The sequence below is a fragment of the Staphylococcus sp. mip270_02 genome (genome assembly GCF_054031535.1).
Genome location: NZ_CM132934.1, coordinates 33,154 through 48,658 on the forward strand (window position 1 = coordinate 33,154; position 15,505 = coordinate 48,658).

Sequence of the window (15,505 nt, forward strand, 5' to 3'; positions counted from 1 at the left end):
TTCTTAAGTTTTTTAGTATAGATGTATGACTAACTGTTAAAAATTCTGATTTTTCTAACATTATAAAACAACATATCTAGGGGGTTATCACTTGGCTAAAGATCAAGAACAACAAACAAATCAACAAGATTTACGTATACGAAGTAAAGTAATTAGTGAAGGTGTCAGTAGAACGCCTAACCGTGCTTATTTACGCGCACTCGGTTTTGAAGATGAAGATTTCCAAAAACCTATGATTGGGGTCGCAAGTACTTGGAGCGAAGTTACGCCATGTAACATGCACATTGACGGTCTAGCACGTGCATCCAAACAAGGCATCAGTGAAGCAGGTGGCTCTCCGTTAATTTTCAATACAATTACAGTTTCAGACGGTATCTCGATGGGGACAGACGGTATGCGTTTTTCATTACCAAGTCGTGAAATCATTGCAGATTCAATAGAAACCGTTGTTAGCGCTGAAAACCTTGATGGCGTTGTAGCTATAGGTGGCTGCGATAAGAACATGCCTGGTTGTATGATTGGAATCGCTCGCTTAAATTTACCTGCCGTATTCGTTTACGGTGGAACGATTTTACCTGGAAAATTAGATGGCAAAGATTTAGATGCCGTATCTGCATTTGAAGGTGTCGGACAATATAATAATGGAGAAATTGATAAAGAGGCTTTACATAAAGTAGAATGTTCTGCGTGCCCTGGCGCTGGTGCTTGTGGTGGTATGTTTACTGCTAACACGATGTCATCAGCAATTGAAGCAATGGGTATGAGTTTACCAGGTAGTGCCTCACATCCTGCTGTTTCTACAAATAAAGCAAAAGATAGTAGAGCAGCCGGAAAAGCAGTTTATAAATTATTAGAAAAAGGTATTTATCCAAAAGATATCATGACTAAAGAGGCCTTCGAAAATGCAATCACCGTTGTAATGGCATTAGGTGGTTCAACAAATGCTATTTTACATCTACTTGCTATAGCACATACAATTGAAGTAGATTTAACACTAGATGATTTTGAGAGAATCCGTAAGCGTGTGCCTCATATTGCTGATCTGAGACCAAGTGGTAAGTATGTAATGGCACACCTTGACGAAGTGGGGGGCATCCCTGCTGTTATGAAGCTACTTCATGACAAAGGATTAATTCACGGTGATTGCTTAACTGTAACTGGCCATACAGTAGCTGAAAATTTAGCTAGTCAACCAGACCTAACTGATAATAAAGAAATCATAAATTTCGAAGAACCTAAACATGCAACTGGGCCTCTTGTTATTTTAAAAGGTAACTTGGCTCCTGAGGGGGCTGTAGCTAAAATCTCTGGCCTTAGTGTCACTTATATCAAAGGACCTGCACGTGTCTTCGATTCAGAATCGAAAGCCACTAAAGCTATACTAAATGATGAAATCAAACCTGGCGATGTCGTCGTTATTCGTTACGCAGGTCCTAAAGGCGCACCAGGCATGCCTGAAATGTTATCTGCATCTTCTATCCTTGTAGGAAAAGGATTAGGAGAATCTGTAGCATTACTTACAGATGGTAGATTCTCTGGCGGTTCTCACGGACTAGTTATAGGTCATGCTGCACCAGAATCTCAAGTAGGTGGACCAATGGCACTCTTAGAAGAAAACGATATAATTACCATTGATGCAGAGAACCTTGAAATTAGTTTCAACGTTTCTGAAGAAGAACTTGAACGTCGCTATCAAAATTGGGAAGTCCCTCCTCTAAAAGCAACAAAAGGTACGCTCGCTAAGTATGCTAAACTTGTCTCTTCAGCATCAAAAGGCGCAATTACTGACTAAATATCATTATAATATTAAGCAAAAAAGTCTTGTTACAAAGTGTTTTCTAACACATTGTAATAAGACTTTTTTCTATATAATGCAAAATTTTTCACAAAAAGACACTTTAGAATGCGCAATTGTTTATTCATTTTATTTTTAGTCATTAGAGAATGATTTTTTACAACTTAGGGAATATATAACAAAATTGAACGCAATTGTATTATATTTAATTTAACAAAACAAAGCGAGGTGAGTTACATGAGCTTTATCATTGATATCATCAAAAAAATCGTTGGTTTATTCACAGGTAAATAATTTCTAAAAATTATTTGAGACCGGGACATTCAATTGTTTCGGTCTCGTTTTATATTTTTTTACATTATAAACTATGTAGTGTTTACTCTCGTATTCCAAGCCATTCAAATTTTAGTATACCCATTTTAATGGCATCAAAATACTGTCCATTCACACTTCTTGCTTGTCTAATTCTAGCTTCTTCTCGCATGCCAACTTTTTGAGCAAGCTTAATCATTCTTTCATTACCTGACCATGTTGAGACACCCAACCTATGAACAAAATCTTTCTTAAATAAATAATCAATCCATAGTTGAAATACTTCTGTGCCAATACTACTTTCCCAATAATCACTATTGTAAATAACAATACCTATTTCTAACCAATTAGTATTTTTATCTATCCAATATGAACCGACAGTCCCTATAAAATTACCTTCTACCATAATCGCTAAAGTACTTTCTACGTTTGGATAGATATAACGATTTTCTTCTAAATCTCTAATAAATGATAATTTATCTATTTGCGGTTCCTCAATATATGGACCATTCCATTTTTTTGCTTTTTGTTCAAGCTCCTCATATTTCCAATAATAGAAATCATCCATAATCGTTTCATCAAGCGACTCTAAAGTACCTTTTGAAAACTGTATCATTACACCTCTCCTAACCTAATCATTATGTGTTAGTATACTTTAAACTAACCAATACTCAAAATAGAAAAAGGGCCAAGCATAAACCAATAATTACAAATTGATTTCAATGCCTGCCCCTCTGGATTATAATAATTAAGTTAACCTTGTTATACCGTCATATTAATTTTTAGAAAAATAATGTTTTAATCACACGGAATAACGAACCTAATAAATCAAATAAGTCTCCTGTCATGACCATTACCTCCATTATTTAAATTTTAATTTTAATTTTATTTAAGCATCAAATTGCTCGTTACGAACTAAATCTGCTGCTAAATTATGCCAAAACTGTTGCAACTCTTCAGTAGGGTGATTAGAGTCAGTAGAATCTTGTCCAACAAAATCAACATGGTCCCAACCGTGTTTAATTGGAGTCACTTGCCATATACCTTTTTTCACTTCATTTGTAGCTTCTGTAAAGGCTTGATTAAACGGATGTTGTGATGAAATAGTAGATACTAAGCCATCATTTTCACGCCACTCTTTTTCTGCAGCTTTACCAATTACATTACCTGTTACAGTAAATCGTAGAAACATATTAATGTCTGATTTTTGATTTCCGAGCAAAGTAGGTCTTGTAGATTCTCCTGTATATGTTTTATAGACAATATTAGGGTTTAACGAGGTGTTTTTATTTAATTTAGCAGCGCCTTCCCTCGTCAAATCATAAAAGCCGTTATCTTTTGTTTTCCACAATCCACTATTTTGAACGCGTTGTACATATTGAGCGTATGTTTCTCCTTCTCTCTGCTTAAGCCCCCATTGGCCAAAACCAAAATCTACTTTTGAGTTTTTATTACCTTTAAATTTGGCGTAATCAAACGCTAATTGTCTAACAAGAGCTTCGTTACCTAATGCATCTGCAGCATGTGTACCATTATGTGGCGTACCTATGGTTGTAATTGAATTCACCATGTTATCGTTATTTCCTTGGAAAAGCGGGGAAATTTCACCGCCATGTTCCTTTTGATATTCTATTTCTGCTGGGCTACCATTACGTAATAATTCCTCAAGTTGCCTTACTGTTTGACCACCCATACTATGAGCCACTAAGTGCACTTTTTTACCTGGTTTCCAGTCTTTATATACACCTTCATATGTTTTACCATAACGTTCATGACCGTACTTCTCAGCATGGGCTGCACCATAATCCACCGTGCCACCCTTGATATAGTAATAAAGCTCAACGGCACGATCATAGTTACTACTTAACGCACCGATACTCGCTTCGTATGTTTCATAACCATTACTTTCTAAATCTTGGCGGATATCCAATTTATCTCCACCCCAATAATGCGCTAATACTGCTGGATTAATATCATCAGTAAAACCATTGAAACCATGTACTAAAATGATAGGATCTTGGTTTTTATACTGTCCTTGTTTTGCAGTTTTATTAGGTTGTTCATTCGTTTTTTCTACATTTTGTTGAGTTTGGTTCTTCGGCGTTGCCACAGCATTTTCTTTCAATGTATTTAATGCTTTATCAGGATTATCCTTATTATCTTGTTCAGAATCGCGATTTGCAGTTTGATTTGGTAATTTATCTAAGGATATCTCCTCTTTTTTATTTCCATCACTTTTAACATGTTTATTTAATGGTGTCTGATTGTTGCCTACCACTTTATTTTGTTTAGCATCTTTATAATCCACATGATCTTCTTGTTGCTTTAATTTATCTTCTTCATTAAATTCTGGATCCACTTCTAACTCTTTTTGCTCTTTCACTTTGTCGTTTGAATTAAATTCTGGATCCACTTCTGACTCTTCTTGCTTTTTCACTTTGTCGTTTGAATTAAATCCTGGATCCACTTCTGACTCTTTTTGCTCTTTCACTTTGTCTTCCGAATTAAATTCCGGATCCACTTCTGACTCTTCTTGCTTTTTCACTTTGTCGTTTGAATTAAATCCTGAATCCACTTTTGACTCTTTTTGCTCTTTCACTTTGTCTTCCGAATTAAATTCCGGATCCACTTCTGACTCTTCTTGCTTTTTCACTTTGTCGTTTGAATTAAATCCTGAATCCACTTTCGACTCTTCTTGCTCTTTCACTTTATTTGTTGAATCGTTAACTTTATTTTTAGTATTTTGTTGATCTTTATGTAAGCTAGTATGAGTTGGTTGATTGAGTTTTTCATCATTCACTTGTGTTTTATCATCATTAACCGGTGTATTTGTTTTATCATTCACTAAATTTTGATGTTCATCATCTCCCAAATGATTCCCATTTTGTACTTGTGCGTCCGCTTCACTTTGATTATTTTCTTCTGCAGCTTCTACAGTTCCTATATTCAAAAATAATAACGAGCCAATTAAAATTGAAGAAGCGCCGACAGTAAATTTACGTATACTATACTTATTTCGTTTCTTCTCCATATACAACACCTCTAAATTTTATGATTTTAAAACACAATTTAATTAATAAGACAGACTAGATGAAAAAGTTAATAATAAAGCGCGGTATTAGTTCAAAAAATTTACCTATCAATGCTTTCATACCACTCACCCCTTCCGAAAAAAAGCGCTTACATTCTTTGAGAAAAATTTTATTTATCAAAAGAATTTCCAATAAATTGTTAAAAATCTTTATAATTAACAAATAAAAACTTTCAATAAATAATTTAATTAGATTTTACTAAACAAACTATTTTCAGTCAACAACTGATTACAACTAAATTACGCACAATTAAAAAATTCTCGATGCATTAAGCAACGAGAATTTTTACAATTATATAAATTGAACGATGAATATTAACACGATAACTACTGGTAAAACAAATTTAATTAAGTAGTACCATGGCATAAATAATTTAAACCTGTCTTTTCCAAAATGTGTTTCCAAGTCATTTTTATCTAATAATTGACCAACTACAAGCGTCGTTCCTAATGCACCTAATGGCATCAAAATGTTTGATACTAAAAAGTCCATATTATCAAATATTGTTCCAGCACCAAATTGGATACCGCTTAAACTACTAAATGACAACGTGGCCGGTATACTAATAATAAATACTAAAATGCTTGCATAAATTGCTATAGACTTACGTTTTGAATTATCATTTTTAGTAAAGTTCGATACATTTAACTCAAGTAACGAAATCGATGATGTCAGTGCAGCAAATAAAAATAGAATTAAAAAGATAAAATAAAAACCTTGTCCATAAGCCATTTGATCAAAAACTTGTGGTAATACTTTGAATAATAACCCAGGTCCCTCAGTAGGACTATACCCAAAAGCTGCAATCGCAGGGAATATTGCTAAACCTGCTAAAATAGATACCAAAATATTCATTCCTACGATTGAAATAGCAGATGTTTTAATCGTCATTTCTTTTGAGGCATAGCTCGCATAAGTAATCATTCCCGTCGTACCTAAAGATAACGTGAAAAATGACTGACCTAGCGCAAATAATACACCTTCCATAGAAATATCTTCTAATCTAGGTTGCAAGATATATTTCAAACCTTCCCACGAGCCTTCTAAAGAAAGTGATTTAATAACGATGACAATTAGAAAAACAAATAATAGCGGCATCATAAATTTAGAAGCTTTTTCTAATCCTTTTTCTACTCCCATCATTACAATAACCATTGTTAATAAGATAAAAATACCTTGTCCCATTATCGTTAACCATGGGTTTCCTATAATAGATTCAAACTTTATACTTCCTAATGTACTATCGCTAAAAGTTACTATTTGGAAAGCTACATTCAAGATATAGATAATAATCCAACCACCTATAACACTGTAAAAACCAAATAATATAAATACAGCTAAATTACCGTTCCAGCCAATAATATTTAGCCATTTTTTCTCAGTCAATTTTTCATAAATTTTAGTCGTGTATGTTTTACCCATTTTTCCGACCGTAAACTCCATCATAAGTAATGGCAATCCAACAAAAATGGTAAATACTAAAAACATTAGTAAAAATGCGCCACCGCCGTATATCCCAGCCATATACGGAAACTTCCACATGGCACCTAATCCTATTGCAGAACCAGCACTTGCTAAAATAAATCCTGTTGAGGATTTCCACTGTGATTGTTTATTCATAATTCTACATCCTTTATATTTTACAAAACTTTATTGCGTTAAAGCGTTTGCGTGACATAGCATCTACTATACCATTTTTTCATCTTTGACTCAATATGTATTTTCAGTAACTAGAGCTAAAAACTTGTCACTACAGTCAATAATTAACTTAAAATTTTTCGAATATTTCATGGCTTTTCTCACATGCAATACTTTAAATATTAAAAATTATCTGACATTTCATTGAATATAATGTTTTTTTATGTTAAAGTAGCATGTGTTTTGTGCAAGATAATCTCCTTGAAATTGAGGTATATAAAAATGAATAAACTTATCCTAATTTCTGGTCTAATGTTATTCTCATTTTTCTTTGGCGCCGGAAATTTAATATTTCCACCTATGTTAGGTTACACAGCTCAAGAAAATATGTGGGTATCGATGACTGGATTTGCTATTACCGGTATATTACTACCTTACTTAACAGTTATTGTAGTTGCCTATATGAACGGTGGCGTAGAAAGCATCGGTAACAGAGTCCATCCGATATTCGGTACGGTCTTTGCAATCTGTATTTACTTATCAATCGGTGCTTTATACGGTATTCCTCGTGCTGCTAACGTTGCCTATGAAATTGGAACAAATCATATATTACCCGTACATAACCATTTCACTTTAATTGTATTTTCATTAATATTTTTCTTCATTGTTTATATTATTGCTTTATACCCAAGCCGTATTATAGATAATTTAGGTAAATATTTAACACCAATTTTAATAATTATTATCGCAATTTTATGTATATTGGTAATTATTAATCCAGAGGGTTCTATTGGGCAAGCGAGTGGTGAATATGCTCAAACACCATTAGTATCAGGTATTCTACAAGGATACTTTACGATGGATTTAGTAGCTGCTTTAGCATTTTCGGTAGTAATCGTCCAAATGTTTAAATTAAATGGTGTTGATAATCAAAAGACACTCGTCAAGCACGTGATTAAAGCAGGTTTAATATCAGCGATTTTACTGTTCGTTATTTATTTTGCACTTGCTTACGTCGGAGCTACAACAAGTCATCCTGGATTTAAAGACGGGACTGGTATTTTAACGTTCAATTCTTTACGTGTATTTGGATCTATTGGTAATTTATTATTCGGTATCATCGTAATTTTAGCATGCTTAACTACATGTATTGGGTTAGTCAATGCCTGCGCTGCATTTGCTATGAAGAAATTACCAAAAGTATCTTATAAAAAGTTCGTATTGGTATTCTCTTTACTTGGTTTCATCGTTTCAACGCTAGGTTTAGAGCTTATTTTACAAATCGCTGTTCCACTGTTAACTTTTATTTATCCAACATCGATTGTATTAGTACTTATTTCATTAGTTGGCATTTTCATTCCATTTGAAATGAGATTTGCCTTTATCTTACCAACTATCGTTACACTCGTTATCTCAGTGTTGCAAATACTCAATGATTTCAACTTGTTTAAATCACTTAATACATTACATCAAAAATTACCTTTAGCTGATATTCAGTTAAGTTGGTTGATTCCATTTATAATTTTACTTGTTGTCGGTTTAATTATTGATTTTTTAAAAAGAAATAATGTAAAACCGTCATAATCTTGAAAACTTTTAACATTTAATATATAAAACATAAGTAATAGTCTTTAGACTTGTCTTAATACTTGTGTTTTAACTTAGAAATTAAAGGGAGTGAAGATATGAAATCATGTTATTGAATTTATATCTCCACTCCCTATTTTTATATGTTATCTGAGGATAATATATATTGAATTTGTTATGATAGCTAGTAAGTAATTAAAGCAATATTCCATATAAAAAAAGAATGGAGTTTTAATATGAATGAATTTAAAGAATTTTTAGAGTCTATTGATAATGCAGCACACAAAGAGAAATTGGAAGCCATTTTCAATTGGGTTTCAGAAACATTTCCAAACCTTGAAACTACAGTAAAATGGAACCAACCAATGTACACAGATCACGGTACTTTTATCATTGCGTTTAGTAAATCAAAAGCACATTTCTCAGTAGCACCTGAACCAAAGGCATTAGCTGAGTTCACCCAAAAAGTAAAAGCCGCTGGTTACTCACAGACAAATAATTTATTCCGTATAAAATGGGACCAAGATATTGACTATGCCTTATTGAAAGAAATCATCCAATACAATATCGATGATAAGGCTGATTGTGCAACATTTTGGCGAACGTAATTCAAACATTTTCAACATTAAAAAAGAGACCCTCTAACTTCATAAAGTGGGATCTCTAATTTACTTCAGTACAAAAGTTTTATAACTTTTGCTTACTGAGGTTATTTTTTAATTTTTTGTTGTTTGATTATTGTCGTCATTATGGTTATCTTTTATTTGATTTGAAGTATCTTCAATAGGCTCTTCAGCGTTGACCTCTTCACTTTGTTTTAAAGTTATATCTTCATGTGCTTTTTCATTTGTTTTTTCGTTTTGTTCGAATGCATATGTTTTCTTTTGATTTGAAACATTTTCAAGCATCTTAGTTAAATTAAAGCCTGTCATTTGGTTTAAACCTTCTTCAGCATTAGCCATTTGGGCAATAATACCATTTGATAATGAATTGATACCTTCACCATTTCCACCATCTAAAATACGAATATTTTCAACATTAGATAATGGTTCAGCCAGCGCTCTAGCAAACTCAGGCATTGTTTTAATCATCAATTCAGCCAACATAACATCTTTATTCTCAGCAAGTGCATTTGCTCTTTCTCTCAAACCATCAGCTTTAGCTTTCTCTTGTTCTCTAATAACTTCCGCTTCTGCTTTACCTTCTTTAAGTCGCGCTTCATAAGCAGCCTCAGCTTGCTTTATCTTAATTGCTGCATCTGTTTCTGATTGTTGACGACGCACGTCATCTTTTTGACGTTGAATATGTACATCATTCTCACGTTCCATCTGTATCAAATGTAACTCATTTTCTTTTTCGCTACGTTGAACATTTAATTGTTTTTCTTTGATTTCTAAAGCTCTAGATTCTTTTTCTAACTGCCCTGAAGCTTCTGCTTGGGCTTGTGCTTTATTTGTTTCACTTAAAATAGCTTGTTCTTTTAAATCTTTTTCTCTACGTGAATCTGCAACATTCATTTGACGAGATATTTTTTCTTTCTCAGTTAATTCAGTATTCTCAGCAATTTTCATCTCAGTTTCGCGTGCCGCATCACTTTCTGCAATGTCAGCTTTTTTCTTGATTTTAGCAATTTCAGGTTTACCTAAATTTTCTAAGTAACCTTCGTTATCGCTAATATCCGATAGCCCTAATGACGTAATAGTAAAGCCCATATTGTTGAGTTGTTCTTGAGCAACTTCGGTTACTTTATTATTAAATGCTTCTCTATCTGAATTGATTTCTTCTACTGTCATTTTAGATAATATTGCTCGTAAGTTGGTGTTCAACACTTGTGATATTTCTTCAGATACTTCAACTTTCGATTTTCCTAAGAATTGTTCAGCATATTTAACAATACCTTGTAATTGATCTGCAACTTTAACTGTAGCAACTGCTTCAGCCTCTATGCCAACACCAGCTTTGGTCCACACAACGGGCGTTTTAATTTCTAATTGGAAAGATTTCAATGATATACGTGTTGATGATTGGAACATTTTCATTCTATAACCGCCACCACGGACCACTCTCATATGACGGCCTTCATCATCTTGATAAACATTAGATTCAGTTTTTGGATTACCAATATTTGGTCCAGTAATAATTAAAGCTTCATTGGATGGTACCGTTTTAAATCTTGCTTTCATATAAAGATACCAAACTAAACCACCAAATAGTATCAGACCTATGATAGTAGCAATGCCGATTAGTACTAATAGATTCATGTCACTCGTCTCCTAATTTGTTTTATATTTTGATAAATTCTAAATAAACACTCCATATATCACTTTATTATAAATACAATAATAAGTATATATTTAAAACGAATAATATTTACATCTATTCAAAAACTTTAGATATTAATTAGATTCTAAACTAATATCAAAACAACAAAAGTGAGTTTAATGCATTTTTCGTATTTTAATCTTTAACATAGTATTTGCTTTAGTTTGGAACTCATAATCAACTTCTACTTCTTCCATTTTACAACCTAACTCAGACAAATACTTTATTATATCGTCCAGCTTCTCATAACGTTCACCTTTTAAAATTAATAATTGGAAAAATACGTATTTCTTTTTTAGTTACCCTTAACCTTTCATTCAAAGTCTGTTTATGAAAATTATAATCAAAGCAATCAGCATACATAAATAAAAATGCGCAGATAATAAGACATCAAATTCATTATTTTTATATGGTATCTTGGGCAATGAGACTACTTTATATGATTTAGGACATTATTCCATATCATAAAAACAATCTGTTAATGCTTGCATTCTATGCCTCTCCAAGTGGTTTATATTTTCAAAATAACTCCAATAATAATTTGATTTTGATAATTGCATCTTCTCAATTGCGTGCTTTAAATCATCTTTCCCCTTATTGTATAATTCTTCAACACTAAAAGCATATGCAATATCACAAGACTCTATATTCAAACCTTTTTGTCTTCCTATTGCTGTAAACGAACATGCACCAGCAGGGCAATCTAATATTTTCCTACCTTCTAATTCATCCAAGTTTAAATCAAACATACTCAAATACTCTTCATATGTTCGACCAATAAAAATAACTCGCTCAATTTCTAGTTTCCTACTTTTTAATTCTCCATTCATTTATATCCCCTTTGCAACTGTTACATATAAAATTTTCAACATTGTATTGCACCTTTACTACAAACACAGTGACTTAAATTTAAAAGACATTGATTATAATAAGGGTGATTTAACTCTAAAGAACCTTTTAAACACAGTAATATTTATAGTGCCTTAAGGCGTTATAAATTTTGTGATATTTAAAAAATCAAAGTCGTTCTTTATTAATCAAATGACTCGTCACCCTCAAAATCATTCTACTTATCTTATATCATCACCTATAATGTCCATTTAATTAAGGTAGATGCATAAGCTAATCCACCACCAAATCCAACTAGTAATACTAAATCACCTTTTTTAATTTTATTCTCTTTGACAGCTAGATCAATGGCCAACGGAATTGTGGCTGAGGACGTATTGCCATAGTTTTCAAGACTTTTTAATGCTTTATCCCTTGCTATACCAGATTTATCACATATAGATTCAATCATTCTAGCGTTCGCACTATGTGGTACAAACCAATCTAAATCTTCTTTCGTGTAATTGGCTTTATTCAAAGTCTGCTCAATAATTCTCGGTACATTGCCTACTGCCCATTTGTATACGCCACGCCCATTTTGGACAATAAACCCTGGATTTTCTAACTCTTCGTCAAACATTGCTTCCGATAATTCCGAACAATATAAATTATGGCCTTTTTTGCCATCTGATCCGGCATCGCTTGCTATAAAACTCGTCTCATCTTCATTATATTCTACTAAAAATGCACCTGCCCCATCTCCGAATAATATGCATGTGCCACGATCTTTGTAGTCTGTAATCTTAGATAATGTTTCTGCTCCTATAACTAAAACTTTCTTATTTTGACCTGAAGTTATGAGACCATTTGCAATATTAAGACCATAAGTAAAACCAGCACAAGCTGCATTAATGTCTATTGCGCCTGCATTTTCCAACTCTAACTTAGCTTGTACATATGATGCGACACTTGGCGTTTTATAATCAGCTGTTAATGTTGCATTAACAATCATATCCACATCACTTAAATCGACTTGATATTTCTCTTGTAAATCCAACACTGCTTTATAACTAATATCACTTGTATATTCATCTTCTTTTGTAATTCTTCTCTCTACAATCCCAGTTCTTTGTTGTATCCATTCATCTGACGTGTCTACTATATTTTCAAAATCGTGATTGTCCATTATCTTTTCTGGAACGTATGAACCTTGTGCAGTAATTTTGGCAAACGACTTCATCTAATTATTCCCCTTTGACTATTATAACTATTTAATTCTATATATTTATATTATTCATGCTACTATTTTCACAAATAAATTTAAATGATACTTTTAATTATATGTGTAATAATTCAAATAAAAATAACATCATATAACTTGCTTGATATTGCACTCTCAGGTTTATTGTTGAAATACATTTAAAGGAGGTTTTATAATATGGGAAAATTTAATAGTTTAGATAACAAAGTAGTAGTAATTGCAGGTGGTGCAAAAAATCTAGGAGGATTATTAAGCAAGACTTATGCTGAACATGGAGCCAAATTAGTCATTCATCATCATGATGAACATTCTTTGGAAGAAGCTCAAGAGACACTTGCCAAAATTGAATCACTGGGTGGGCAAGGTACATTATTTTCTGGTGATTTAACCCAAGTAAGTAATGTTGAATCCTTATTCCAGCACGCTCAAAATACTTTTGGAAAAATCGATATTGCCATTAATACAGTAGGAAAAGTACTTAAAAAACCTATTGCTGATACGACCGAAGAAGAATTTGATAACATGGCAGATATTAACGCAAAATCAGCTTATTTCTTTATAAAATACGCTGAAAAAGCTATGAATGACAACGGTAAAATCATCACACTGGCAACTGCTTTACTCGCTGCTTATACAGGTTTTTACGCTACGTATGCAGGAGGAAAATCACCCGTAGAACATTACACACGTGCAGCCTCCAAAGAATACATGGATAGAGGTATTTCTGTTAACGCTGTTGCACCTGGGCCAATGGATACACCTTTCTTCTATCCACAAGAAAGTGAAGAAGCGGTTGCTTTTCACAAATCACAAGCTCTTCACAACCAATTGACAAATATTGAAGACATTGCACCTATTATTACTTTCTTAACCACTGATGGTTGGTGGATTAATGGACAAACATTATTCGCAAATGGCGGATACACTACACGTTAATGTAAATAAAAATTTAGGAGGTTATTAAATTATGTATTACTTTGTAGCTATATTTAAAGATAATGAAACAGAAATACAAATCATTTCAGAAGAAAGTATTATTGACGACAAGCGCATTACAATCCCTAACGAAAATTATGTAAATGCTTTGGCCGAAGAAATCATAGAATTATCTCATCAAAACCAATTGTATCATAACGATATTAAACGCATCGGCTTATCCATCAATGATTATAAAGTAATCGGATACGACACGATGGACGAATTACAAAAAGATTTAGCATCCACATTTGGTTTTGAAGCTATCATCGACAATAACTATGAACATCTATTAGCAAAACTTATTAAATAGTACAAAGATGTAACTTTAAATGAAACGTTCTATAAAATAACTACAGCACGGAACATTCACAAGCGCTTTAGTATATCTAAATTCACAAGCTTTATGTTCCCCAGTTATATCTTTTAAGAAGACAGGAATATGTACTTAATGTTTGAGTTGTACTACCTTCCTGTCTTTCTATTTTAGGAGGAAAATGTATGCAAGTTAAAAAAGCAGCTGAACAATTAAACATGAGTGAACACACACTTCGCTATTATGATAAGGCCGGACTTTTCCCATTTGTTTCAAGAAATCAAAATGGTTATAGAGATTTTTCAGAAGAAGATTTATATTGGATTGAATTTATAAAATGTATGAGACAGACACATATGCCCGTCTCAAAATTAAAAGAAATTGCTGAATTGTATCATCAAGGAAGCACTACAAAACAAAAACGTAAGCAAATATTTTTAGACCATCAACAAAATTTAATAGAACAAAAGAAGATTATTGATGAAGGTCTGCAAACATTAGCAGAAAAGTTCAAAGTGTTAGAAAGTGAATAAATTCAAGCTTAGAAGAATCTATATATTATAGCGCTAAGTTTCAAAAAAATCATTAATACACAACTATCTTCTTACGCAAGTTAATGTTGTATTATATTATTAATAGTCTTCAAAAAATGCAATAATATCTTGTTCAACTTCAAGGTGACCTTCACCATGTGTCATCAAATGCTTAGACATCTTATACCCTTGAACTTCTTTATGTTCATGTTGAATTTGATTATAGATATATTCGGCGCTCGTTTTATATGAAGCATCATCCTGTTCACCGTACTTAATAGCAATCGGAGCCGTGATACGATCTAAATTCGACATGACATTTTCAACTAATAATTGAAATTTTTGTAGTTCTGGACCATAGTTAGGAATTCGATTTAATTGAGTGTCAATTTCTACTTGATCTAGACCTAACAAGCGCCCTATACGTTGACCATAATCTTTAAGTCTTCCTGTTAGCCCAGCATCACTCTTTCTGTATGGCGTTGACATAATAGCTATAGCGTTAATGTCATGCTGTTCTGCCAATTTCAATGACAATATACCACCTAATGATACCCCACAGACATTTATTTTTGAATAACCTTTATCTTGTAAAAATTGATAACCCTCAATCGCATCATTCAACCAGTCATCTACATCATAATCCATCAATGTGTTTAACATCAGACCATGACCTTTGTATGGTGGCACATAACATGTAAAGCCAGCTTTGTTTAATTTTGTGGCCAATAACTTTACATCTCGAACCGTGCCTGTAAATGAATGTAGTAATAATATAGCTTTTTCTGCTTCATGCTGTTCCAAAAATATTGGATTTGGTGCCTTTATGTTTATCATCTATTGTCA

At 32.8% G+C, this 15,505-nt stretch carries 13 protein-coding genes; 6 read left to right on the forward strand and 7 right to left on the reverse strand.

Annotation, left to right across the window (positions count from 1 at the left end; genetic code table 11):
• Positions 1 to 91 precede the first annotated feature (91 nt).
• Positions 92 to 1,792: a dihydroxy-acid dehydratase gene (gene ilvD / locus ACW5YJ_RS00130; protein ID WP_017723292.1), complete on the forward strand. Its 1,701-nt coding sequence runs from the start codon at positions 92 to 94 to the stop codon at positions 1,790 to 1,792.
• Between the two features lie 379 nt (positions 1,793 to 2,171).
• Here the strand turns inward: ilvD and ACW5YJ_RS00135 are convergent, their stop codons facing one another.
• The 3 genes from ACW5YJ_RS00135 to ACW5YJ_RS00145 all read right to left on the reverse strand — a co-directional run bounded on the left by ACW5YJ_RS00135 (position 2,172) and on the right by ACW5YJ_RS00145 (position 6,822).
• Positions 2,172 to 2,723, reverse strand: coding sequence for a GNAT family N-acetyltransferase (locus tag ACW5YJ_RS00135; RefSeq protein WP_457338303.1), 552 nt, complete (start codon positions 2,721 to 2,723; stop codon positions 2,172 to 2,174).
• A 273-nt stretch (positions 2,724 to 2,996) separates the two neighbouring features.
• The gene (gene lip, locus ACW5YJ_RS00140; RefSeq protein ID WP_457338304.1) at positions 2,997 to 5,138 is read right to left on the reverse strand and encodes a YSIRK-targeted triacylglycerol lipase; all 2,142 of its coding nucleotides are present in this window, start codon (positions 5,136 to 5,138) and stop codon (positions 2,997 to 2,999) included.
• Positions 5,139 to 5,490: 352 nt separating this feature from the next.
• Entirely contained in the window at positions 5,491 to 6,822 is a 1,332-nt protein-coding gene (locus ACW5YJ_RS00145) for a sodium-dependent transporter (RefSeq protein ID WP_171914438.1), read from the reverse strand.
• Positions 6,823 to 7,119: 297 nt separating this feature from the next.
• Between ACW5YJ_RS00145 and brnQ the strand changes: the two genes are divergently transcribed.
• Both brnQ and ACW5YJ_RS00155 read left to right on the forward strand, forming a co-directional pair.
• The gene (gene brnQ / locus ACW5YJ_RS00150) at positions 7,120 to 8,421 is read left to right on the forward strand and encodes a branched-chain amino acid transport system II carrier protein (protein ID WP_107551620.1); all 1,302 of its coding nucleotides are present in this window, start codon (positions 7,120 to 7,122) and stop codon (positions 8,419 to 8,421) included.
• A 239-nt stretch (positions 8,422 to 8,660) separates the two neighbouring features.
• Positions 8,661 to 9,032: an iron chaperone gene (locus tag ACW5YJ_RS00155; RefSeq protein WP_017723297.1), complete on the forward strand. Its 372-nt coding sequence runs from the start codon at positions 8,661 to 8,663 to the stop codon at positions 9,030 to 9,032.
• Between the two features lie 108 nt (positions 9,033 to 9,140).
• Here ACW5YJ_RS00155 and ACW5YJ_RS00160 read toward each other — a convergent pair whose 3' ends face one another.
• The 3 genes from ACW5YJ_RS00160 to ACW5YJ_RS00170 form a co-directional block, all read right to left on the reverse strand.
• Positions 9,141 to 10,685, reverse strand: a complete 1,545-nt coding sequence (locus ACW5YJ_RS00160; RefSeq protein WP_457338305.1) for a flotillin family protein — start codon at positions 10,683 to 10,685, stop codon at positions 9,141 to 9,143.
• A 513-nt stretch (positions 10,686 to 11,198) separates the two neighbouring features.
• Positions 11,199 to 11,576, reverse strand: a complete 378-nt coding sequence (locus ACW5YJ_RS00165; RefSeq protein ID WP_457338306.1) for a hypothetical protein — start codon at positions 11,574 to 11,576, stop codon at positions 11,199 to 11,201.
• A gap of 257 nt (positions 11,577 to 11,833) precedes the next feature.
• The gene (locus tag ACW5YJ_RS00170; protein WP_171914432.1) at positions 11,834 to 12,814 is read right to left on the reverse strand and encodes a ketoacyl-ACP synthase III; all 981 of its coding nucleotides are present in this window, start codon (positions 12,812 to 12,814) and stop codon (positions 11,834 to 11,836) included.
• Between the two features lie 198 nt (positions 12,815 to 13,012).
• Here ACW5YJ_RS00170 and ACW5YJ_RS00175 point away from each other — a divergent pair, with 198 nt between their 5' ends.
• From ACW5YJ_RS00175 to ACW5YJ_RS00185, 3 genes are all read left to right on the forward strand, one after another.
• Positions 13,013 to 13,771: an SDR family oxidoreductase gene (locus ACW5YJ_RS00175; protein ID WP_107551617.1), complete on the forward strand. Its 759-nt coding sequence runs from the start codon at positions 13,013 to 13,015 to the stop codon at positions 13,769 to 13,771.
• A gap of 31 nt (positions 13,772 to 13,802) precedes the next feature.
• The gene (locus ACW5YJ_RS00180) at positions 13,803 to 14,123 is read left to right on the forward strand and encodes a hypothetical protein (protein WP_017723302.1); all 321 of its coding nucleotides are present in this window, start codon (positions 13,803 to 13,805) and stop codon (positions 14,121 to 14,123) included.
• A 188-nt stretch (positions 14,124 to 14,311) separates the two neighbouring features.
• The gene (locus ACW5YJ_RS00185; RefSeq protein WP_017723303.1) at positions 14,312 to 14,659 is read left to right on the forward strand and encodes a MerR family transcriptional regulator; all 348 of its coding nucleotides are present in this window, start codon (positions 14,312 to 14,314) and stop codon (positions 14,657 to 14,659) included.
• Between the two features lie 99 nt (positions 14,660 to 14,758).
• Here ACW5YJ_RS00185 and ACW5YJ_RS00190 read toward each other — a convergent pair whose 3' ends face one another.
• Positions 14,759 to 15,496, reverse strand: coding sequence for an alpha/beta hydrolase (locus tag ACW5YJ_RS00190; protein WP_107551616.1), 738 nt, complete (start codon positions 15,494 to 15,496; stop codon positions 14,759 to 14,761).
• Positions 15,497 to 15,505 lie beyond the last annotated feature (9 nt).

Excerpts from the sequence above, each read along its gene's own strand:
- ACW5YJ_RS00135 (WP_457338303.1), bottom strand. The coding sequence starts at position 2,723 with ATGATACAGTTTTCAAAAGGTACTTTAGAGTCGCTTGATGAAACGATT.
- lip (WP_457338304.1), bottom strand. The coding sequence starts at position 5,138 with ATGGAGAAGAAACGAAATAAGTATAGTATACGTAAATTTACTGTCGGC.
- brnQ (WP_107551620.1), top strand. The coding sequence starts at position 7,120 with ATGAATAAACTTATCCTAATTTCTGGTCTAATGTTATTCTCATTTTTC.
- ACW5YJ_RS00155 (WP_017723297.1), top strand. The coding sequence starts at position 8,661 with ATGAATGAATTTAAAGAATTTTTAGAGTCTATTGATAATGCAGCACAC.
- ACW5YJ_RS00160 (WP_457338305.1), bottom strand. The coding sequence starts at position 10,685 with ATGAATCTATTAGTACTAATCGGCATTGCTACTATCATAGGTCTGATA.
- ACW5YJ_RS00165 (WP_457338306.1), bottom strand. The coding sequence starts at position 11,576 with ATGAATGGAGAATTAAAAAGTAGGAAACTAGAAATTGAGCGAGTTATT.
- ACW5YJ_RS00170 (WP_171914432.1), bottom strand. The coding sequence starts at position 12,814 with ATGAAGTCGTTTGCCAAAATTACTGCACAAGGTTCATACGTTCCAGAA.
- ACW5YJ_RS00175 (WP_107551617.1), top strand. The coding sequence starts at position 13,013 with ATGGGAAAATTTAATAGTTTAGATAACAAAGTAGTAGTAATTGCAGGT.
- ACW5YJ_RS00180 (WP_017723302.1), top strand. The coding sequence starts at position 13,803 with ATGTATTACTTTGTAGCTATATTTAAAGATAATGAAACAGAAATACAA.
- ACW5YJ_RS00185 (WP_017723303.1), top strand. The coding sequence starts at position 14,312 with ATGCAAGTTAAAAAAGCAGCTGAACAATTAAACATGAGTGAACACACA.
- ACW5YJ_RS00190 (WP_107551616.1), bottom strand. The coding sequence starts at position 15,496 with ATGATAAACATAAAGGCACCAAATCCAATATTTTTGGAACAGCATGAA.